Source organism: Schlesneria sp. (assembly GCF_036405755.1).
Lineage (GTDB): Bacteria > Planctomycetota > Planctomycetia > Planctomycetales > Planctomycetaceae > Schlesneria > Schlesneria sphaerica.
Map to the genome: position 1 here is coordinate 1 of NZ_DASWWZ010000272.1, position 22,123 is coordinate 22,123.

At 56.6% G+C, this 22,123-nt stretch carries 17 protein-coding genes; 10 read left to right on the forward strand and 7 right to left on the reverse strand.

Annotated elements, in window-relative coordinates; all coding sequences use genetic code 11:
- Positions 1–20: 20 nt before the first annotated feature.
- The 3 genes from VGE80_RS09520 to rlmN form a co-directional block, all read right to left on the reverse strand.
- Complete coding sequence (locus tag VGE80_RS09520) at positions 21–977, reverse strand: hypothetical protein (RefSeq protein ID WP_440592492.1); 957 nt, start codon at positions 975–977, stop codon at positions 21–23.
- Positions 978–1,135: 158 nt separating this feature from the next.
- The gene (locus VGE80_RS09525; RefSeq protein WP_440592493.1) at positions 1,136–1,888 is read right to left on the reverse strand and encodes a phytanoyl-CoA dioxygenase family protein; all 753 of its coding nucleotides are present in this window, start codon (positions 1,886–1,888) and stop codon (positions 1,136–1,138) included.
- Positions 1,889–2,201: 313 nt separating this feature from the next.
- Positions 2,202–3,290 (reverse strand): 23S rRNA (adenine(2503)-C(2))-methyltransferase RlmN, encoded by a 1,089-nt coding sequence (gene rlmN / locus VGE80_RS09530; RefSeq protein ID WP_440592494.1) that lies wholly within the window; start codon positions 3,288–3,290, stop codon positions 2,202–2,204.
- Between the two features lie 278 nt (positions 3,291–3,568).
- Here rlmN and VGE80_RS09535 point away from each other — a divergent pair, with 278 nt between their 5' ends.
- Together VGE80_RS09535 and VGE80_RS09540 are read left to right on the forward strand one after the other, a co-directional pair.
- Entirely contained in the window at positions 3,569–4,315 is a 747-nt protein-coding gene (locus tag VGE80_RS09535; RefSeq protein ID WP_440592495.1) for an ABC transporter ATP-binding protein, read from the forward strand.
- 113 nt (positions 4,316–4,428) lie between these two features.
- On the forward strand, positions 4,429–6,078 hold the full coding sequence (locus tag VGE80_RS09540) for a putative ABC exporter domain-containing protein (protein ID WP_440592496.1): 1,650 nt from the start codon (positions 4,429–4,431) through the stop codon (positions 6,076–6,078).
- A gap of 28 nt (positions 6,079–6,106) precedes the next feature.
- On the opposite strand, the gene VGE80_RS09545 is transcribed toward VGE80_RS09540, so the two are convergent.
- The gene (locus VGE80_RS09545; RefSeq protein WP_397570852.1) at positions 6,107–7,111 is read right to left on the reverse strand and encodes a TIGR00266 family protein; all 1,005 of its coding nucleotides are present in this window, start codon (positions 7,109–7,111) and stop codon (positions 6,107–6,109) included.
- A 301-nt stretch (positions 7,112–7,412) separates the two neighbouring features.
- On the opposite strand from VGE80_RS09545, the gene VGE80_RS09550 reads away from it, so the two are divergent.
- Both VGE80_RS09550 and VGE80_RS09555 read left to right on the forward strand, forming a co-directional pair.
- Positions 7,413–7,763 (forward strand): Rieske (2Fe-2S) protein, encoded by a 351-nt coding sequence (locus VGE80_RS09550; protein WP_440592497.1) that lies wholly within the window; start codon positions 7,413–7,415, stop codon positions 7,761–7,763.
- A gap of 224 nt (positions 7,764–7,987) precedes the next feature.
- Positions 7,988–9,307, forward strand: coding sequence for a mandelate racemase/muconate lactonizing enzyme family protein (locus VGE80_RS09555; protein ID WP_440592498.1), 1,320 nt, complete (start codon positions 7,988–7,990; stop codon positions 9,305–9,307).
- Between the two features lie 118 nt (positions 9,308–9,425).
- Here VGE80_RS09555 and VGE80_RS09560 read toward each other — a convergent pair whose 3' ends face one another.
- A complete protein-coding gene (locus VGE80_RS09560; RefSeq protein WP_440592499.1) occupies positions 9,426–10,202 on the reverse strand; it encodes a carboxypeptidase regulatory-like domain-containing protein in 777 nt (258 codons plus the stop codon).
- Between the two features lie 338 nt (positions 10,203–10,540).
- Between VGE80_RS09560 and VGE80_RS09565 the strand changes: the two genes are divergently transcribed.
- On the forward strand, positions 10,541–11,767 hold the full coding sequence (locus VGE80_RS09565) for a hypothetical protein (protein WP_440592500.1): 1,227 nt from the start codon (positions 10,541–10,543) through the stop codon (positions 11,765–11,767).
- Between the two features lie 51 nt (positions 11,768–11,818).
- Positions 11,819–12,847 carry a sugar phosphate isomerase/epimerase family protein gene (locus VGE80_RS09570; RefSeq protein ID WP_397570848.1) on the forward strand — a complete coding sequence of 343 codons (1,029 nt, stop codon included), beginning with the start codon at positions 11,819–11,821 and terminating at the stop codon, positions 12,845–12,847.
- 201 nt (positions 12,848–13,048) lie between these two features.
- On the opposite strand, the gene VGE80_RS09575 is transcribed toward VGE80_RS09570, so the two are convergent.
- Both VGE80_RS09575 and VGE80_RS09580 read right to left on the reverse strand, forming a co-directional pair.
- A complete protein-coding gene (locus VGE80_RS09575) occupies positions 13,049–14,407 on the reverse strand; it encodes a fibronectin type III domain-containing protein (protein ID WP_440592501.1) in 1,359 nt (452 codons plus the stop codon).
- A gap of 297 nt (positions 14,408–14,704) precedes the next feature.
- Entirely contained in the window at positions 14,705–16,285 is a 1,581-nt protein-coding gene (locus tag VGE80_RS09580) for a M20/M25/M40 family metallo-hydrolase (protein ID WP_440592502.1), read from the reverse strand.
- A 319-nt stretch (positions 16,286–16,604) separates the two neighbouring features.
- Between VGE80_RS09580 and VGE80_RS09585 the strand changes: the two genes are divergently transcribed.
- From VGE80_RS09585 to VGE80_RS09600, 4 genes are all read left to right on the forward strand, one after another.
- Complete coding sequence (locus tag VGE80_RS09585; protein ID WP_440592503.1) at positions 16,605–17,738, forward strand: hypothetical protein; 1,134 nt, start codon at positions 16,605–16,607, stop codon at positions 17,736–17,738.
- Between the two features lie 285 nt (positions 17,739–18,023).
- Complete coding sequence (locus VGE80_RS09590; protein ID WP_373651193.1) at positions 18,024–18,770, forward strand: metallophosphoesterase family protein; 747 nt, start codon at positions 18,024–18,026, stop codon at positions 18,768–18,770.
- 205 nt (positions 18,771–18,975) lie between these two features.
- Positions 18,976–21,075 carry a membrane protein insertase YidC gene (gene yidC, locus VGE80_RS09595; RefSeq protein ID WP_440592504.1) on the forward strand — a complete coding sequence of 700 codons (2,100 nt, stop codon included), beginning with the start codon at positions 18,976–18,978 and terminating at the stop codon, positions 21,073–21,075.
- A gap of 145 nt (positions 21,076–21,220) precedes the next feature.
- Positions 21,221–22,123: GTPase (locus VGE80_RS09600; RefSeq protein ID WP_440592505.1), on the forward strand; the 903-nt coding region annotated here is incomplete at its 3' end.

Here is a 22,123-nt window from a genome sequence, read left to right on the forward strand (position 1 = left end):
AAGTCGGTCGGCCGGAGCAGTCAGGTTGTTGTGGCGCTGGCAATTCTCCAGACACCCCGTTCGCCTGGTGCTGTACCGTCGCACGCTTCGTAGAACATCCGGTAACGAGGAGGTGAACCCGTTGGAGTGGGGAGTCTGATAATGCACATCTCGGAAGATTTGGCAGCGTCCCAGCCGGCAGGTCCCGGAGAGATTGCGGGTTGCGGTTCTTTGATCCAGTTTAGTCCGTCTGCGGAGGTTGCTCGCAGGATGAAGGCACGGTTCGGTTCGCGATATCCGGCGTAGTACATGACGTAATGGCGGGTATCAGGTGTGCAGATGATTTCCGGAGCAAACGCGAAGTACCGATCATAGGGGCCGTCCTGCGCGATTCGCACACCCGGTTCGGGCTGAAACTCCAGGCCATCCATTCCGGCAATTGCGCTGATAATTCCCAGTCCCCGCTCGTAGCAGTAGAGTCGGCTTTGCCCGTTGTCGAGGAACACGATTCGGGGTGCTGAGTAATTACAGCCCGGCTTCGCAAGGCGGTCACCCTCATCGAGTCTCCAGGTCAATCCTTCATCGGTAGAGAGCGCGCTGCGGATGGAGTTTGAGTCGGACTGGGAGCCGGCACTGCACTCAAAGTACATCCGCAAGGTATTCGCATTGGCTGTTGGCACGACTTCGGACGACACGACTCTCAGGATGTCGTTGCCTGCGTCCACGGGGCCCAGGCGAACGCCGGGTTCGGGTTGCCAGCTTTCCCCATCGGTTGAGTGGGCACTGAGGATTCGCGCGATGGAGTGGTCGTAGTCGTTGGCGCCGCCCGGATGGCCCGGTTGGGGAAGAATCTGCGTGTAGAACATCCGGTAAGTGCCACCAGACAGTCGGATCACGCGCGGCGCCACGACACCTGAGAGACCTGTTCTCATGGCATGAGTCGGCCAGATTGCTTCGGGGCGGGGGTTTGTGTCCTCATCTGGCGGAGCGTCCAGCACGATCCGACAATCCTTTGTCCACACAGGCCCTGGGTCAGCCGGGACCATGTGAACTATGGATGACGCGGTTCTCGATCGGCCCATGTCGATCATGGTGGGAAATGCCTCGTTTCGAGATAGGGGGGATCCGAACATGGACAGACCGGGGGACGGGGGTGCTAGTTTTTCAGCCCCATTTCCTGGCGCTGTGCGCGAGCTGACTTTTCGTAACGTGCAAAGGCGTCTTCGTCACGTCGGCACGAGATCCCTTTGAACACCATGGCGAACGATCGCCGATGTCGCACAGCGGAAATGTTGGCGTCAGCTCGATGAATGGTCATCCCGTGATGGGCCACCACATCGCCTGGTTGCAGGCAAATGGCCACTTCACGCGTGAAGTCATCGGGGGTGTAGTCGATGATGCCCTGTGAAAAGCCCAGGATTTTGGATCGAGCGTGATTGCGGTATCCCTCGCGATGAGTTCCTGAAACATACCGGAGGCAGCCGTTTTCTGCATCGACTGAATCGAGTGCCATCCAGATTGTGACCACTTTCGACGGTGCGAGGCAGAAGTAGTAGTTATCCTGATGGGGCGGCGTCACGTGGTTGGTGCCGGGGGGCTTATTGAACCATTCCGGCTCTTCGGCTTCCACATCTTCGCCGACCAGTGCTGCTGCGAGTTCATTGAAGGGGGAGTCTTGCATGAATTCGCGAAAGTAAGCGTCGCGACCGATGCGCTGAAGTTGCTTGAGTGTCTCCGGCCGTGACCGGTCCTGATAGAACGCTTCGCTGTCGGGAAGGGACGGGACCACGTCGCGAATGTATCGGTCCATGTTCTTGCGTAACTCAGCAAATTTCACTTCGGGAAGCAGTTGCCTCACGATCACAAAGCCCTGCTCGTCGTAAAGCCGTTTCTCGCGTTCGTATGGCATCTCTGATGGTCCCGTATGAGTCCGATCCCTGAATCGCTACGACACTTGCGCATAATCGACGGGTGCTGTGGACGCGGTGTGCACCCACTCCGCTCACCCAAGCTGACGAATAAATACTATTATAAGCCAGTCGCATTCACAACTCATCATGTGAAGGTGCTTCTGCAATGCAGAGCAGGAGGTCTCGTCTTGTTGAGGAGACGGAGAAAACACCCGAGATTCTCGGCCATGTCCAGCTCCTGACGTGTCGCGGTTGGTACTGAACCGGTGGGAAATAAAAGGTATTAAAACTGTCGTGCGAAGTGTCGTGAGACTATCTTTGCAGTTGCAGCAGGCTGTGCGGGAGGTCTTCTGCCTCCGATTTCAGTTGTCCGCAGGCGGCCATGATGTCTTCACCCCGAGTGGCTCGGACGGCCGACGAAAATCCCCCCTCGCCGATGATTCGGGCAAAGGACTGGATCCGCTCAGGTATAGAAGTCTGGTAAGCCGCGCCGGGCCAGGGGTTCCACGGAATCAAGTTGACCTTGGCGTGAATCCCTTGCAAAAGATGAACAAGTTCGCGGGCATCCGCGTCGGAGTCATTGAGATCCCTGAGCATGACATACTCGAACGTGATTCGTCGCGCATTGCTTGCTGCAGGGTACTCACGACAGGCACGCAGAAGTTCGCTGATTGGATATTTCTTGTTTAATGGCACAAGTTCATTCCGCAGATCGTCACGGACGGCATGCAAACTAATCGCCAGGTTGACGCCGAGTTCCCGACCCACGCGTTCAATCATCGGCACGACGCCGGCCGTCGAAAGCATGATACGGCGACGGGAAATCCCGATGCCATCTCCGTCCATGATGATTCGCAGGGCCCGGGCGACGTGGTCGTAGTTGAAAAGAGGTTCGCCCATTCCCATCAGGACGAGATTCGTGCAGAGGCATTCGGTTCGCTTGCGTCCCCATTCCTGCAGACGATCACGAGCATTCAGGACCTGCGCGACGATTTCCGCCGCGGTCAGGTTCCGCGCGAGTCTCATCGTCCCGGTATGACAGAAACTGCACGATAAGGTGCAGCCGATCTGGGACGAAATGCACAAAGCGCCCCGATCCGTTTCCGGAATGAAGACGGACTCAACCCGTTGTCCGTCGGTCCATTCGAGCAACCATTTGCGGGTCCCGTCGCTCGAGATGAGTTCCCGCGAGATCGTCGGGCGGGCCAGGGTGAAGTGTTCGGCCAGTTTCGCCTGCGTCTTTCGGGCGAGTGTGTCCATCTCAGAAAAGTCGGTCAGTCCTCGGACGTAGACGCCATTCCAGACAGCTTTGATCGCCCTGGAATCGATCCCGAGTTCCGCGAGTTTTTCCGCCAATTGAACGCGGGTTAACTCTGTAAGGACAATTTTCGGCGTAGACATGACTGAAACGATCCGGGTTGGGCAGGACTGAACTTGGCAAAACAAAGAACGGGACTGTGTCAGAATACGGTCGTGGCGTGTCTCACTTCGGGTAGCCTTGCCGCTGCCGATTCGTCTGACCCGCGGCTCGAATCTGGACGGGAGGGGTAGGGAGCACAATGGTATTTGGGCGTCGAACTCATACAATTGCCAGCACGCCAGATTCGCGGTGGGCCAATCAAGAGTCAGTCACCCGACGTTCTCGGGCAGCATTCCTCACCAACAACGAAATGCAGTCTATGATCCGAGTAGAAGGCTATGAGAAGTCTTACGGCAATACAATCGCCGTTCGCGGATTGACGTTCGATGTGGCGGCGGGTTCTGTTCTGGGGATCGTCGGTCCCAATGGTGCGGGCAAAACCACCACGATGCGGGCTCTGGCGGGGATCATCCATCCGTCCGCAGGACGCCTGATGGTCGCCGGCCATGATGTCGTCGCGGACCCGATGGCGGCAAAAAAAGAACTCGCATTCATCCCGGATGAACCTCAATTATTCGATGTTCTGACGGTGTGGGAACACCTCGAGTTTACCGCGTCCGTCTATCGTATGAACGATTTTCGGGAAGAGGCGGAACGGTTGCTTGAGCAATTCGAACTGACAGAAAAAAGAAACACGATCGCGCAGGAACTTTCGCGCGGGATGCGGCAGAAGGTCGCAATCTGCTGTGGATACCTGCACCAGCCGAAGGCGATCATCTTTGACGAACCCCTGACGGGGCTCGATCCACGGGGAATCCGAACTCTGAAAACGTCGATTCGGGAACGGGCGGCGAATGGAGCAGCCATCATGGTGAGCTCGCACCTGCTGGATTTGATCGATGACTTGTGCAGCCATCTGTTGATTCTCCATCGGGGCGAATCTTTGTTTCAGGGGACGATCGCAGAGGCGAAAAGTCGTCTTGAATCCGCAGGTGACAACACCTCGCTGGAAGACATCTTTTTCGAGTTCACCGAGCGGCGATCGGTAACAATCACTCCCCCTTAGAAAGACTTCATTCGGCGTTGCGAAGACCGGCTGAGGTCATTTGATTAAACAGATGAAGATTTCCGGTTTCGCGTTGATGTCATTAATGGTTGTACTGCGCAGGAAGCGATAAGATGTTTCACCCCGCATTATGGAAGCTGATTCGATTCCAATGGCGGGGGAACTTTCGCCAGTTCCGCAAAAGCTTGCGAACGCCCCGGGGGATCTTTCAGGCGCTGTTCATCTTTGCGATGATTCTTTACGGACTCGGCTCGCTCTACCTGGCCACAAGATTTAGTGCTCAATCCGCCCCGCTCGCGAAGGTCTTTGGACAACTGCAGGATGATTTCCTGCCGCTCGGTCTGTTTGGCTATGTCTGCTATGCCCTGTTGTTTCAGACAGGTGAATCAACCGTTTACTACACCCCGAGCGAAGTCGCATTCCTGTTTCCGGCCCCGATCACGCGAAAGCAGCTCCTGACATATCCATTGCTGAAAAGCCATCTCGGAATGGTCACGATATCGGTGATGTTCGCCCTGGTTTCAACCCCCCGGCTATCAATGATCCTTCCGCGAGCGGCGGCACTGGTGATGACGTTATCCTTCGTACAATTGCTCACGATCAACGTGGCCTTCACCAGGCAAATACTGAAGGCGAGAATCAACACGATCGTGCGGCAGGTACTGGGGCTGGTGATTGGCTCGCTGGTACTCATGGGCATCATGCAGACTGCGGGGACTGCCGCGGAGGATCTGGCTTCGTTCCTCACCATGTTTAAAGAATCTCCTGCGGGATCCGCTCTACTGGTTCCATTTCAAGTTTTTGTCGGGGCGCTCCGTGCGGACGACTGGCCGTCGTTTCTGTTCAACGCTGCAATCATTCTGCTGGTTGACACGGCCTTGTTGTTCCTGGTGTTTCGATTGGATGGACTGACGCTTGAAGCGGCGATGGCATTCAGCGAGAAGATGACGCAGCGAATGAAAGCGCTGCAATCCAAAGGGATCTGGGATGCCTTCAGTCCGACCAATTCCGAAGTGGCACGACGCCGACTTCCCCCGCTTCCGTTTTGGTCAGGGATCGGACCCATTCTCTGGCAGCGGATGACGACGACGATCCGGTCGTCCGCCAGTACGTTGTGGATTCTGGGAGGAGCGGTCCTGTTCGCTTCGGGGCTGGTCTACCTGATGGCAACCTCGAACTCACCGCAGACACGAGAATTCGGGGCACCGGCAGCCGGGGTGGGTGCGATGGCCTATCTCAGCTTCCTGATCTGCCTGACTCTCCAGCACGATATCGAGCGAGTCGGTTATCTGAAATCGCTACCAATCCGATCTGTTTCGATCGTCCTCGGGGACTTGCTGGGATTTCCCCTGTTTGTTTCGGCTGTCCAGATTGTGTTTATCGGAACGTTAAGCTGTTTCTTCCCGGCGGTCGCGATCTGGCTGATCTGTGGCGCTCTCCTCATGGTTCCGATGAATTTCCTGTTGTTCGCAATCGATAAGCTGGTCTTCTATGTCTATCCGACGCGAATGTCGAAGGGGGCTCCCGGTGACTTCCAGAATTCAGGAAAACAGATCGTATTCATCGCGCTCAAGATGCTGATGCTGGCAGCGGCATTACTGCTGATGGGGCTGGCAGCCATACCGGGCGGGGTCGCTTTTCAGTCGCCGGCCATCGCGGGGATTTCTGCAGCCGTAGCGCTGCTGATTCAGTGCGTGGCCATCGTTCCATTGCTGGTGATGGCGTACACACGATTTGACCCCAGTACCATCATAGTTCAGTAGTCAGCAGCCAGCGCTGTGGGTCAGCCGACTACTCATTTCCTCCCATCAGCATACTGCCGATCCCCCCCAGGACGCTCCCTTCATCTTTGCGAGAAGCCCCGATTCCCGCCGACATCATCCGGCCTGCCAGACGCGAGAAGGGTAAGGACTGCAGCCAGACTTCTCCCGGCCCCGACACGGTTGCCAGAAACAATCCTTCGCCCCCAAAGAGAGTATTCTTAAAACCGCCGACGAATTGAATGTCGTACTTGACGGAGGGCTGCAGGGCGACAAGGCATCCCGTGTCGAGTTTCAGGACCTCGCCCGGCCTGAGAGTCCTTCGCATCAGGGTTCCACCAGCATGAATCATGGCCACGCCGTCGCCTGTCAGCTTCTGCATGACGAAGCCTTCGCCGCCGAACAACCCCACACCGATTTTCTTCTGGAAGGCGATCCCCAATTCGATTCCTCGCGCTGCACAAACGAAGGAATCCTTCTGACAGATCAGTTCTCCACCGATCTGTGTGAGGTCGACCGCCAGGATCTTTCCGGGGTAGGGTGAGGCAAACGCAACTTGACCTTTGCCTTTGCCCGTCTGAGTAAACGTTGTAATAAACAGGGATTCGCCTGTCATTACCCGCTTGCCAGCCGTCATGAGTTTGCCCAGCAGCGAGTTGTCTTGTTTCGAGGGATCGCCGAAGCGAGTCTCCATTTTGATCTCGCTGGTCATGAACATCATTGCGCCCGCTTCGGCCATGACCATTTCGCCGGGGTCCAGTTCCACGACGACGTACTGCATCTCTTCGCCGAAGATTTCGTAATCAATCTCATCGGATCGTCGGGACGATTGGCGCAGCGGTGGCGGGGTCGGGGGACTCACCTCTTCCATGATCTCGTCGACATGCTTGGCCTCGGTCCACTGGACGAGGCCCGGACCGAACACAAGAGTTTCTTTTCCATCGAGCTTCGGTAATGCCGCTTTCAGTTCGGCCAGTGACATTGGACCGACCGACTGCTGGCCGTCAGCGTAGTACCACACTTCACTCGAATTCATCGTCGAAGCTCCGTGGAAGGATATTGCTTCACAGTCAACGTGCGCGTTAGTCCCCCTGAGCAGGAACATCATCGCATCCAGCGGGTTTACATTGCTGAAATCTTTTGCGGGAACCAAGGCGGACGAATATTAACGGCGGTCCCCATTCATCCGGGGCTTTTCGTTTCAGCCGTTTCGATCGGGGACCATGACCTGATGTCTGGATCGATTTCCCTGACCGAGGATACTACGCTGGAACGAGTGCAACGGATCAAATGAGTTCAAAATTGTGACAACGAATACTCTACAAGGCAATTCGACGATGACTGATGCGAATTTGGAATTTCAAACCGTCTGCACAACCGACGCGATTCCAGAGGGAGAAGGTCGAGCATTTCCGCTGAATGGAACTCTGGTGGCGGTCTTTCGGCGCGGTGGGGAATTTTTCGCGATCAATGATTCCTGCCCCCACATGGGGGCTTCACTGGCAGCCGGGTATCTGGAAGGCTGCGACGTGATCTGCCCCTGGCACGCCTGGAAATTCAGCGTCAAAGACGGGACCTGGATGGACAGTCCCAAGTCGAAAATCAGGACCGAGTGCTACGCCATCAAAGTTGTGGGGAACGAAATTCAAGTTGAAGTTCCCAAACCCCGGTCATCGACGAGCGAGTAATCGACGCTGGAATTCGACAGCCCACTCCGCGGGTGGGACGGGTTGGTATCACCAGAACCTGGCATCGGTTTCTTGTTCCCGAGGCACCGCGCGGCAACTCCTGGCACGATGTGAGGGGACCTGCGTTGAGTTCAAATTTTTCTGCTGTTTCGCCATAGTTGCGTTGTCCCCGATCTGTTTGACGGGACTACCATCCGGCGGTTTACCCAGAGGTTAATACTCCCTTGACATCCAACGTTGACCAGACTTTTCGGGCTTCCAGTCCCACTCAGGAACATGCTTTCCGGGGGGGGCCGCGCATTACCGCGATCGAGACTCTGATTCCCCACGATATCATGGGGGGACTGCTGATGTTGCGGCTGCACACGGACGGGGGAACCGTCGGTGGAGAACCGCTGATTGGACACGGCGAAACGTATTACGTCCCTCAAGCGGTTGCGGCGACACTGCATGACTGGATGTCACGGCGACTGCTGGGGGCGGATGCGACAGCGATCGAAAGCCACTGGCGATTTCTGTACGAACGGGGGACTGCGTTCGGAGTTCGTGGCTGTGAGCTGCGGGCGATCAGTGCGATCGACCTGGCGCTTTGGGATATCCTTGGCCAACTGACGCAGAAGCCGATCTGGAAGCTGCTAGGCGGTCCTGTCCGGGATGCCATTCCGGTTTACAACAGTTGTGGTGGTCCTTCGTACGGACGCCGGCCGTACTCGTCCGAAGGTCCGTCAGAGCCCCCCTCATCAGGCTGGCCCGGTCATGGTGATCTTGGCCGACCTGGTCCACTCGAGGATAACTACAACAGCGTCCATCAACCCGGCGATCTGGCTGAAGAACTGCTGGCCGAAGGCTACACCGCCATGAAGCTGTGGTCGCTGGACCGCATCTACAAAAATACGGGCGGCCATCGCGTCAGCTGGACCGATCTCGAAGAGGGTCTGCAGCCATTCCGCGCTATCCGTGAGCGGGTAGGACTGAAGATGGAAGTCATGCTCGATGGGCATGGGTTCTTCACTCTTCCGGCCGCCCTGCGGATTGCCGAGGCGATGCGTGAGCTGAAGCCACTTTGGCTGGAAGATGTCATTCGCCCAGACTGCGTCGATACGATCGCGGACTTCCGGGACCGTGCAGGAGTTCCCATTGCCGTCAGTGAAATGCTGGTCAGCCGTGAAGAGTATCGGTTGATTCTGCAAAGACGCGCTGCCGACTACGCGATGATCGATCCGACCTGGGTCGGGGGGATCAGTGAGACACGCAGAGCGGCCGAGCTCGCTCAGGCGTTTAATATTCCCGCCTTAATGCACGACTGCACCGGCCCTCTGACACTGTTTGCAGGGCTGCATGTGACGGCGTCCTGTGCGAACGTGACCTATCAGGAAACTGTTCGGGCTCATATTAAGACGCTGTATCCCATGATGATCGATGAACCACCGACGGTGGTGAAGGGACACATCGCGCTGCCGACTCGGCCGGGATTAGGGGTTCGCCTGCTGGATGAATTGTTCACTCCTGACCACCCGGGATATCGCATCACCCGACTTCAATAGCGGTCGCAAATCGGACATTGCTGCTACCCCAGTCGACGACAAAGCCCGGCGAGGATTGAATCCCTGCCGGGCTTTTTTAGGAATGTCTGGTCAAACCTGCCTGACGAGATCAGTCTGATTACTTGTCAAACATCTTTGCAGAAACCTTTAAGGGCTTCTGGACGTTTTCCCCTTCTTTCACGTTGACGACGTATTTCTTTTCCAGGTAACCGGCCGTCTCTTGCCAGACGATGAATTCGTGCGAGCCGACGGGCAGGTCGGTAATCGTGAATTCGCCGTTTTCATCGGTGATGGCTGCATAAGGATGGTCCACAATCACCCAGTAGGCTTCCATCCAGGGGTGAATGTCGCATTTGACTTTCACGGGCAATCGTTCAGCAACCGTTAGAGGCTTGACCGAGACCCCGGTCCGATCCTTCGGTGCCACGACAAAATTGTCCTGGCGATTCTTGATCGGGTAGGTGTGGGTGTTGTGAGCGGCTTCGTCGTCGGAGAGCACCAGGACGGTCTGGTCTGTTCGGACCAGCAGAACGTGTGGCAGGAACCGGCAGCCGGCCTGGTCGAAGGTCACTTGTGACTTTTCGCTTTTGGCAACCGAGGGAGCAATCTTGGCGGGCTTCTTCTGAAGGTAGACCACCACATTCGCGATTCCCTTGGACGTCGGGTTCACGACGAGCGACTCATTGGGAACATCCTGAGCCGCGCAGACGGCTGCGTCTTTCGCCTGGGCATCCCCTTTAACGACCAACACCTTCTGGGTTTTGGCGGGAGGTTCACCGTCGAGCAGAACTTGGCCCTTTACGGTTCCCCACTGGGCGGAAGCCGTATTGGAAAGTCCCGCGCCAACGAATGCCGCCGCGACGCAGGCGGTGGAAAGGAAAGAGAATTTTGGCATCCGAAATCACTTTCAGAAAAGAGTTGTGAGGCCTTCCTGCCTGCGGGGAGAGGCATCCGATCCTCGTATTGAAGTTAGGTTACATTATGGCCGAATGAAGCCCAGTAACAAGAATAGATGCGAAAATTTACTGTGATCCCAGATCAAGTTCGCATCACATCGTGAAGTGAATTCCGCCTATTTTCGTGCCCCGCAATCCGCGGCAGCGCGTGACGATTGCATTTCAGGTGACAAACCTCAAAAATCTCGCTCCCCGTCCTCCTTCCCCGCTCCGACGGACTGAGTGTTTCGGCTATCGATTTTTACGACGCGACCGCTTTCAGCAGAGTCCTTTGACCATGGCCAACGTGAAACAACTGGCGTCCGCTGCTTTGACCGAGGGCAAGGGGGTCTTGCGATTGGCCCCGAACTGGGTCCCCCGGGTCTTTCTTCAACCCGGACGCCGTCTGAAATTGCACCCGGCAGATTACTACGCGCTGGGGACGCATCGGGGGGGCATCGACGAACGATGGTTCAGTTCGACCACGCCGACGACCAATGAAGGGGCACCACCCGACGAAGGGCTGTCTTACTGCGTGCACGCAGGTCAGAAGTTCACATTGAAGGATGTCATTGCCGAACTCGGAGCGGAAGTTGTTGGCGATCACATCTGGAATAAGTACCAGCGATGGCCCGTCTATTCCAAGTTCTTCGACAACATGGGTCCTATTCCGCACCACATGCACCTCGATACCGAGCGTGCGCAACTGGTGGGGCAGGAAGGGAAGCCCGAATCGTATTACTACCCGCCTCAGCTCAATTCGACAGTGAACAATTTCCCGTACACCTTCATGGGGTTGGAACCGGGGACGACCAAGCAGGATGTGATCGATTGCCTCGCCCGCTGGAATGATGGCGACAACGGGATCCTCGATCTGTCCAAGGCCTACCGGCTGAAACCGGGTACCGGCTGGTTGATTCCACCCCGTGTTCTGCATGCGCCCGGCAGCCTGCTCACCTACGAACCCCAGTGGGGAAGTGACGTCTTCGGGATGTACCAGTCAATGGTTGAAGGCCGCGCCGTCCCTCGTTCGCTGCTGACGAGGGATTTTCCGAAGGACAAGCATGACGACCTTGAGTACATCGTCGACGCGCTTGACTGGGAAAAGAATGTCGATCCCCATTTCAAAGACAGCAACTATCTGGAACCAATCCCTGTTGCCGATACTGAGCGAGAAGGCTACGTCGATCGCTGGATCGTCTACGGGAAGGTGAATGGTGAGCAACTCTTCACTGCGAAAGAGTTGACCGTGATTCCAGGCGCAAAATTGACACTGAAAGACGGCGGAGCTTACGGTTGGATTACGGTTCAGGGCGAAGGAAAGATTAACGGATTGCGGTTGCAGACACCCGCCATGATCCGGTTCGGTCAGTTGACCGATGATGAGGTGTTTGTCACGGCCAAGGCCGCTACAGAGGGTGTCACCATTGAAAATACGGGATCGGAACCTCTGGTTTCACTCCGCTATTTTGGCCCTGATGCGCAGCCTGATGCACCCAATGTGGGTGACTATCAGCGCCGGTAATTGTGCTTCCAGATTTACGTTACAGGACTCTGCGACCTCGAAGGAACATTCATGAGCAACTCGTTTCCAAGACTTCACAATGCCATGTGGCCCGGTCTCGTCGGAAAAGGTTCCCCGGGGGCCGAACCCTTCATCGCACTCGATCGCATGCTCGAACTGACGACGCAGGCCAATGTTAACGGCCAGAAGTTTGATGGTGTCGATCTGTTCCTGTTTGATCCGCATATCAATATCGATCTGAGTGAAGACGACGTCAAAAAGATCGCTGACAAGATCGCCGCCAAGGGGCTTGCCGTTGGATCGCTGGTGGCTCCCGTCTGGCCCGGGACCGTCGGCGACAGCGCCATGGGTACGCCAGAGCAGCGAGCGAAGTTTGTTCTGGCAGTGAAGAAGGCGTGTCGGATTGCTCAGATCTTCAATGAGCATGGCGTCCGGAAGTACGGAGTCATCCGCATCGACGCAGCGACAGGTCCGGCCCACTGGCTCGAAGACCCTGTTGCAAACACGAAAAAGATCGCCTCGACGTTCCGGGAAGCCGGGGTCGTTGCCGCAGCGCACGGTGAACGCCTCGCCGCTGAAGGGGAAATCTGCTGGGCCGGGATGCACTCCTGGAAGAATATGGTCGATCTGCTCGAACAGACCGACATGCCAGGCACCGTCGGATTCCAGGCGGATCAGGCGCATACGTACCTGTACCTGATGGGTTACAACGCCCCCGAGCATGCTCTGCTTAAGGAAGGATACTCCCAGGCGGAATTCGACGCCGCCTACACCCAAATGACGGATGCTCTGCGGCCCTGGACGATTGATTTCCACGTGGCCCAGAACGATGGAACCGTTCACGGCACCGGAACACACGATAAGACCGGACGTCACTGTCTGGCCGATGATCCGAAGGGGAAATTGGATATTGTCAAGACGGCGGCCTACTGGCTCAAGGGGGCAACCGATCGCGGCATTCAGCACATCTGCTGGGACGGTTGCATGTTCCCGAACAGCACGCTGGAAGACCCCAAGACCTGGAACACCATCCTCGCGACCATGATCAAGGTGCGAGACAATTCCGGCTGGAACGCATAACGAGCCCACCATTTGAGGGGCAGACGAAGACCAGGGAAGAGTCTCCTTGCCAGGGCAGTGTCTCTGCTCGAGAAACGAAAAACCACCGGTCGGCGATGTGATCGCTGACCGGTGGTTTCGTTACGGGTCACTGATTTTCGGGTTTGTCGGAAACATCGACGGCAGGTGTGCGGCCCGGGCGGACCGCAGACGGGACGCGATTTACTTTGGTGCCCGCAAACGGGCGGGCGTCGGAGGCACTTGTTCGATTAACTGATTCGCCTCACCCGGCTTTTTGACGAGGGTAAATCCGTCATACGGTTGACCCGTTGCGGTACGAGCCTGATAGCGCAGTTCATTTCCATCGACGGTGATGATTTGAAAGAGTTGCGTGTCTTCGGCAACCCGCTGGAATTCAGGGCGGATCGGCTTGCCAATGTCATACAGCTTGGGGCCGCTGACGGAGACGACGTACACCGTCCCCTGTTCCCCCTGAGCCGTGACGCCCGTCGTGCTGTTTACGAGTCCTGATCGGGCGTAAGTATGGTCGTGTCCTTGCAGGACCAGGTCGACTTTGTACTTGTCGAAAATGGGTTGCCAGTTGTCGCGGATTTCCAGATTGTCGCGGTTCTTGGCGCTGGAGTAGATCGGATGATGCATGGTCACGATCGTCCAACGGATGGAGGAATCTCGTGACGCCAGCACGCTTTCCAGCCACGGATTTTGCGCTGCAATCTTTTCGTTCGAGTTGAGAGAGATAATCCGTGTCCCCTGGAAGTCGACGTAGTACACAGTCTCGATCAGGTTCGCAGGGCCGTTCTCTGGCAGTGCAAACTGGGGCTTCCAGTGGTTTGACAGATGAGGGATTTTTTCAGGCCCAACCCGTTCGTATTCATGGTTACCCGGGGTCGTCACGTTGGGGATCATGGCGTTCATCCATCCCCCGGCCAAATGCCATTCGCCCCATTCGGCATCGCTGTTGGCTCGATTGATCAAGTCACCAGCGTGCAGCAGAAAACGGGCTTTGGGAGCATCCGTAAATGCTTCACGAATGACGCGGGACCAGAGCGATTTGACCTCTGTCTGCGCGTCACCGAAGTAGATAAAGGTGAACGGCTCGGCCTGATCACTGGCCGTTTCGAAATGATACCACTCAGTCCAGTTCAGCCCATCGCCCACCCGGTAAGCGTATTTCGTTTTGGGCGTCAGTGCGTTGAACTCCACCGTGTGGTAGTGCGCATTTGAAAGATTGGATTGCAGGGGCGTTGTCTTCGCTGTCAATTGCCGCGCGCTGCGAGAAAAGACTCCGTTGTCACCCGCGACCGCGATCTCCGCCAGCCCCTGTTTAACCGTGGTGTCTGTCCGCCAGGTCACCGCTTGCGTCCGTGAGGGATCACCCGTCCACGAGAGGATCACGCGATCCGGAAGCGGGGTGGGCTTGTAAGCCTCGGCGTCAGCAACTTTGATCGGGGTTTGAGCCTCCGGCTCGCCCACGCTACCTACGGCAATCGCTGATGTTCCGCAGCCCATCGAACTCAGCAGCCATCCACTTATTGCCAGGCCGCAGACGATACATCTCATGGATTGAAAACCTCATTTATAACAGGGCTCTGGAGCGGTCTGCCGACATTCGGCGAACTCCCTTATAGTCACTCCCACGATACGGTGCGTGAAGTTTCAATGAATAACGAACACGAAGGAACCATTTGATCCCAGGTTGACGTCACGAATGGACGTTGCACATGAGTTCTACCACGGAGCGACGATAATTCTCGGGGACCGCGTGGTGATTGTGATCGGGTTATCTCTTGCTTTCAAATGTATGACCCGACATCGGATGCCAATTGCTGAACGACTGGACGGCGGGGATGCGCGGGCCTATGGATTGGTCCCATCGGCAGCAGGGGGCTGCCGTTCGTCCGTCACGTTAACGCTGAGATCGTGGATCCGCCCTTCACGCTCGATACGGAATTGAAACGGGCCGGGTTCGGTAGTGACCCGTTGCTTCATTTCTTCAGCTGAATTCAAGGGACGCCCGCCGAAACTGAGGATCACATCACCCACCGCGATACCGGCTCGGGCGGCGGGCGAGTCGGCGATGACCTGGACAATGACGACGGTGTCAGGGAGGGCCGGATCATCGCGCCAGCCCGCGCCGAGTCGAATCGGTGAGCCGGCCAGGTTTGCTGTCAATTCGAGGGGGGATCCGAGTCCAGGGCGTTCGATGCGGATTGCGACAGGGTTCCTCGCCGCCAGGATCGTGGATTTTAATTCGTCGAATGTGCTGTTTTGCTGCCAGGCCCCGAATTGCACGAGACGGTCTCCGGGAAGCAACCCGGCATTCGCCGCGGGGGAGCCCGCGTTGACCTGCGCGATGGTCATCAGGTTTTGCTTGATACGACGTTCTTCCCAGGTGACTCCCAATCGCACCGGCGGAGGTGTCATTTCACGTTGTACCATCCACTCGGGCGGTGGTTCGGTGAGGGCGTCACGACGGAAGCGAGGAAACTCTGGCCGGTTCGCCGCATCGGAGACGAGTCGGTAGGCATACTCTGTCATGAATTGAAGGCCGTCCCAGTTGATGCGATCGGGATCGTCTGTCGGGCGGTGGTAGTCATCGTGTTTATCCGTGTCCAGGTGGATTGCGGGGATACCGGCGGAATAGAACGGGTAGTGGTCACTATCCGCGATGACTTTCGGCTGGTAAGCCAGTAACAGGAAATTGTTGGTGTTATGAGTGGCCAGGAACGGTCTGAGGCCTGCAGCGGAACGCCATCCGACGGTGATGACCTTGCCATTTCTCAGTCGTCCCAGCATGTCGAGATTCAGCACGAACCGAAGTTGTTGAAGTGGGATTGTGGGGTTGGCGACCCAATGCTTGGATCCGAGCAGGCCGACTTCTTCGGCATCCCAGAACGCGAACAGAATGCTGCACGCGGGACGCTGTTCCAGGGAGGAAAACGCTTCGATCAGCTCAAGTACCGCCGCGGTGCCGCTGGCGTTATCGTCTGCACCGTTATGCACGTAGCCAAGCGGTCCTTGGCTGTTGGAGGCCTTTCCGTATCCCACGTGATCGTGATGAGCACCCACCACGACGACCTGATGCTTCAATTTTTCATCTGATCCCGGCAGCAGAACGAGTAGATTCTGGTAGTCCCCGCCAAATTCCTGGACGCGTTCGGGTGGCACTGCGGTACGGGCCCGAATCGTTTTGAGAGCCGTTCGCAGGTAAGCGACCGTCGCTTTACCGCCGCGTGAACCTGCTTCACGGCCTTCGAGTGCGTCCCCCGCCAAGGTGATGACATGCTTGCGCAGGTCTTCGATATTGATCTTCGACAGGCCCGATGAGTCCGCAGTGACTTCCTCTGCCGCTGACGTGGCAGTCAGAAAAACTGCACGAGCCAGGAAGATGAGCAGCAGGACCACGGATCCCCGTTGGGAATTTGGGTGGCGAATCACTCTTTCTACTCCTTTGTGAGCCCAGTCGATGCCGCACGTCCAGGCGGTGGTGTGTCTCATGTTCTGCGGGAAGCCAAAAGAGCACAATCCGGATTTTCCTGTCATGCCGAAGTTCTCTGCTTGCGACGGTGGCCAAATGACATGCGGAGAAGTCCATGCTGCAAAGAGGCCTCGGCAAGTCGAGGCCCGGATCCCGGTGGCACAGTGGCACTTTCTGCCGGAGTTGATGTTGACGAGGAAAGTGTTTTCTGGAAAAACCTGCCGGACCAGATGGGTCGCCGGTGCGCCCCGTACCACGTTCATTTATGAGGCCGGTGTGGTGAGCAACGTTCTTCTGAGCCTGTTTGCGATGCTGATCAGCGGTTTGCCCGCACAGGCAACCGGTGTTTCAGAGCGGGATCGTGGCTTGGCCGTGGTTTTCCGCGAAGAAGACCCCGCCATTACTGCGCCCATTCAGCATCCGGGCTGGCTGCGTGAACCCTCTCAAAAACGCCCGGTCGTCAGAGGTCAGTCGTATGGCGGGACGTATGATTCGCCTCCGTCAACGCCACCTCTGGCTGCTCCGTACCAGCCCTACGACCCGTTTGCACTGCAGGCGGGGCCGGATCCGGTCCTGCCCTATGTGAATGACCCGGGGCAGCCGGTCCTTTCCGGGGTGAACGGTCCTCAGCCCGAGCGATTCGGTTTCACTCCCATGTTTGACGGCTACTATCTCGCTCCTGCGGGGACATCAGGGCCGGCAGACGGTTATTTCTCAGTACAAGCTTATGATGCTGCGCTGAAGTACACTGCAATGCTGACCCCCGAATGGATTTTCACGAACACGGCTCAGGCAGGGGTTCGCTTGTGGGACGGACCGAACTATCCGGATCTTCCCGGTTCGGTCTACCGGTTCGGGTGGGATTTCCTGTTGAATTCGCCGACAGTCGGCGGGTGGACGGCACAGCTTGATTTCAATCCGTCGATTAACACCGACTTTGACGGTTCAATAGGACGTGAGGCATTCAATCTGGATGCCTATGGTGCAATGCTCTATCGAACTTCGCCCCAATGGATGTGGGTGTTGGGTGTCCAGTACTGGGACCGCGTTAACGATATCATTATCCCCTACGCCGGGGCCGTCTGGAATCCGAACGAACGTCTGGAGTTGCGGATGTTATTTCCGAAATCCCGCATCAGCTATTTTCTGGGGAATTTCGGCAATGGATCTCACTGGCTCTATGCTCAGGGAGAGTACCACGTCGAATCGTACCAGATTCAGCAGAACGGAAACCGCGATCAGATTCAGCTCGCCGACTGGAGAGTCGGAATGGGTCTTCGCAGCGACCACCAATGGTACGACAAGTATTTTGAGGTGGGGCTCGTCTTCGGTCGACAAAATACTTTTCTTAATTCCACGCCCGATTTTAACGTGAACAATGGTCTGATGCTGCGATTCGGGGTGCGATTCTGATTCTGTGAAATGGCCGCATGAGCCGATCCAGGTGGGATCGGATATCAGAATTCAGTCGGTGAAAAGGGGATTCATGGCACGCTGGCCCGATAGTACGCGGTCCAATGTCATCGGGTTGCTGATCGTGTTCTTCCTGTTTCCGCTACTCTGCTGGCTCGCCTGGTGGTGGCTGAGCTGATTGTTTGTTGGCCTCAATGCTTGCCGCGAACGTCCCTCAGTTTTATGATCACCAATCAGGAATTGAGAGGGAGACGTTTTTGCCCCGAGCCGTCCGGCAAGGAAATTGTGTTGCGCGCCATCATCAGCGATATCCACGCGAATCTCGAAGCGCTTGAGGCCGTACTGGCCGACATTCGCCAGCAAAATATCTCCGATATTTATTGCCTGGGGGATATCATTGGCTATGGACCGAATCCGTGCGAATGCATTGATCGGATCATGGCTTCTGCGAAGCAGTGTCTGTTGGGAAATCATGATCAGGCAGCGCTGTTTGATCCGGAAGGATTTAACGCCAGTGCGGAACGGGCCGTTTTCTGGACGCGAAAGACGCTGGAAAATGGTTCTGGTCCACAGGCCGACAAGCGATGGGATTTTCTCGGCGAGCTTCCGCGGGTGATCCGTGAACCGAACCTGTTATTCGTCCACGGGTCTGCTCGAAATCCTCTCAACGAATATGTCTTTCCAGAAGACATTTACAACCAGCGGAAAATGGATCGCATTTTCTCACTGGTTGAGCGTCATTGTTTTCAGGGCCATACGCACATCCCGGGCGTATTCACCGAAGACCTGAATTTTCTCGCCCCCGAAGAGATCGATTTCCAGTACGAGCTGGGCGAGAAAAAAGCGCTGGTTAACGTCGGTTCGGTCGGCCAGCCGAGAAACGGCGACAATCGGTCGTCCTACGTCGTTCTGGATGGAAACAAGATCTTCTTCAAGCGAGTCGAATACGACTTCAACAAGACGGCGAAGAAGATCTTTGACATTCCTGATCTCGACAATTTTCTGGGAGAGCGTCTTGCTGACGGACGCTGAGAGTTAGTGTGTGAACCGCGACGTGAATTCTTGCGTTCAAGTTTGATCGATCTGGTCATGGGAAAATTTCCCCAGGTCCTTCTTGAATGTTTGAAACCCCGCCTGAATGGCCTTGCGCTGTCAGGCTAGACTTCTTGGGAAATTGGTATCCGGAATGGAACAGCGGCGGTTTTTTTTGTTTTTTGTGATGTCGATGGCGATCTGGATGGCGTGGATCAATTTCGCCGTCCCCGTCCTCTTCCCCGAGTTCGCCAAACCCCCCAAACAGGTTGTTAATCTCGACGACACACCCGCAGACAGCTCGGATGCAAGTCGTGGCGATGCTGTTGCCGACGGGCTGAAACCCGCCAATGTCGAAGTCGCTGAACCACAGGTTAAACCCGCGGCCGCCCCAGAACCTCAGCTTCCTGCGCACCCCGCCGTGAATCTCTATGTCGGCCCTCCCGATCCCGACAAAAACCCCGACAGCAAGCTCAACGCACAGATCGATGAATTCTTCCTGGCAGCCAATCTCGATAGTCGCGGGGCATCCGTGGAATATATCGAGCTGACGGATAAGGAGCGTTTCCCAGCATTCGGGCGCCGTGGTGACCGCGTCCGTGTTGTCGGCAGCGACGATGCAGAACTGCGATCCAGTCGAAAAACTTACCAGCGGACGTTCGGTCTTCGGTCTCCCCAGATCGATCAGGTGCTGGCCTCGACGTCGCTCGATGAAATCCCCTGGGAAATCGTCGAACCAGCAGATCCTCAGGAAAAAGACCGTACGGCAACGTTCCGGTACACGTCACCTGATGGACGATGGGAACTGTTGAAACGCTTCGAGCTGAAGCAGTTGACTCACGAAGAACTGAAGCAGCGAGATATTCGTCAGACACTGCTCGAAGGGTATGAACTGAAGCTGAAGGTCACCGTCAAGAACCTGACTGATCAGGAACTTCCCTTCAACTATACGTTGCAGGGGCCGGTGGGAGTCCCGCTGGAAGATGCCGATAACTCGTACAAATACCGCGATGTCCGAATGGGCTTTTTGCGGGACGACGGCGTTACCCTCGACGAGAATAAGCTTTCAGCCTCGGAAGCAGTGAAGAAAGCACGGGCCGACAAGACCGAAGTCTGGAAGCGTAAGGTTAAGTACATCGGCGTCGATGTTCTTTACTTTGCAGCCCTTGTGATTCCCGGTCAGGATCAGGTCGAGTCGACCCGGGCGGTCGTGACCAATGAAAATCCTGCCAAAATCGAACACAGCGATGTCTCTGTTACGCTGTCGTCTCCGACGATCAATGTCCCGGCGAAAGACGAATTCACGCACGAATACAGCATGTTCGCCGGGCCGAAGAAGAAGGAACTGGTCGCACAGATTCCCGCTCTCGCCGTGATGGACTACGGATGGTTCGATACGATCTGCCGTGGCATGGTCTGGCTGTTGAACATGTTCCACAGTCTGGGCCTGAGTTACGGGATTGCGATCATTTGCCTCACGGCGCTGGTCCGAACAGCTCTGCTGCCGATCTCGAAACATCAGGCGGCAAACGCAGCCAAGATGAAAGAACTGCAGCCAAAGCTGATGGAAAAGCAGAAGGAGCTGGAGCAGAAGTACGGCAAGGGGACTGACGAGTACATGCGGGCCGCTCAGGAATTGAGCAAAGAACAGCTCGGCCTGATGTTCAGTGGCTGCTTGCCCGTTCTGCTGCAACTTCCGATTTTCATCGCGCTCTACCGGGCGATTGGCAGTTCGATCGAACTTCGCATGGAACCATTCCTGTGGTTCGAGAACCTGGCATCGCCCGATGCGCTGTTCAAGCTGCCGTTCGTCGTCCCCTGGCTCGGCTGGACCCATTTCAACCTGCTGCCCTGTATATCGACGGGGTTGATGTTCATTCATCAAAAGCTGACGATGCCGGAGCCGACCAATGAGGAGCAGGCTCAACAGCAGAAGATGATGAGCTTCATGATGATCTTCATGGGGGCCATGTTCTTCCGTGTTCCCTCGGGACTCTGTCTGTACTTTATCGCGACCAATATCTGGTCAATGACAGAACGCTGGGTCTTCGAACGATTGAAACGAAAATCCGCGTCGGCAGAGGCTTCCGCCGTCGCACTGACGGACGGATCGACCGCTTCGACCGTGAAAACGGGTGTCATCGGTAAGCCAGCAGCGACAAAAAACGACAGCGAACCCGCCAAGCCAACAGCTCTGGGGAGCTTCTGGGAACGGTTGCAGCAGTCGGCAGACAACCAGCACTCGGCTACGCGGCAGCTCGGCAACGGCGTACGGCGTGACGACAAGAAGAAAAAGAAGAAGTAATCCTACTGTCTGACGGACCGGCCGATGGCGGCAGTTTGCCAGTGCAGACTGAGCCGCGACATTGTCCGGTTCCGATGACGTGAAGTGCACAGGTCTGCTCGCGAGTCGTTCGGCAGGTCAGAACAGGACGATTCGGGAGAGGGACATGACGATTGATCTTCTGGTCAATCAGCCAACCGGGGTGGACGCGGCTTTGCCTGCTGAGCGTTCGGCAGGCCACGTGGTCGACTTCTCGGTCGATACCCCAATCGCGGCCATCGCTTCTCCACCAGGGGGGGCCGCTCGCGGGATCATACGTATTTCCGGCCGCGAGGTCGCGAGCTTCGTCGTCGGGCTCTTTGAACCGGTCGCCGCAGACGTTTGGAACGTTGCTCGAACGGCTGTGATGCATCCGGGGACGATCCGGTTTCGTGGCGATACGCGTGAAGTTGCGGTTCCCGTCCAAGCCCTGTACTGGCCCAATCGGCAGAGCTACACCGGACAACCACTCATCGAACTTCACCTCCCCGGCTCGCCTTGCCTGATCGAAGCGGTCCTGAGTGAAATCTACCGGCGGGGTGTGCGGCCGGCGCGACCTGGGGAATTTACCTTGCGTGCGTTCCTGGCCGGGAAACTGGATCTCATCCAGGCAGAGGCTGTGCTGGGAGTGATTGACGCTCAGGATCAGGTTGAGCTGCAAACGGCGCTGTCGCAGCTTGCCGGGGGTGTCTCCGGTCAACTGGCCGAGCTACGTGGTCAACTGCTGGAATTGCTTGCCGACCTGGAGGCGGGACTCGACTTCATCGAAGAGGATATTGAGTTTGTTAGCCGTGAGGAGGTCGCTCGCCGGTTGCTTGGAGCCCGTGCTGTTGTCGATGCGCTGCTGCAGCAGACGTCCGACCGAATGCAGTCGCGTGTTCGGAAGCAAGTTGTGCTGGCCGGTCTGCCGAACGCGGGCAAAAGTACGATCTTCAATCGCCTAGCAGGGCTCAATCTTGCGCTGGTCTCACCTGAGACAGGGACGACTCGCGATTTCCTGACGCGGACGATCAACTGGAACGGACTGATG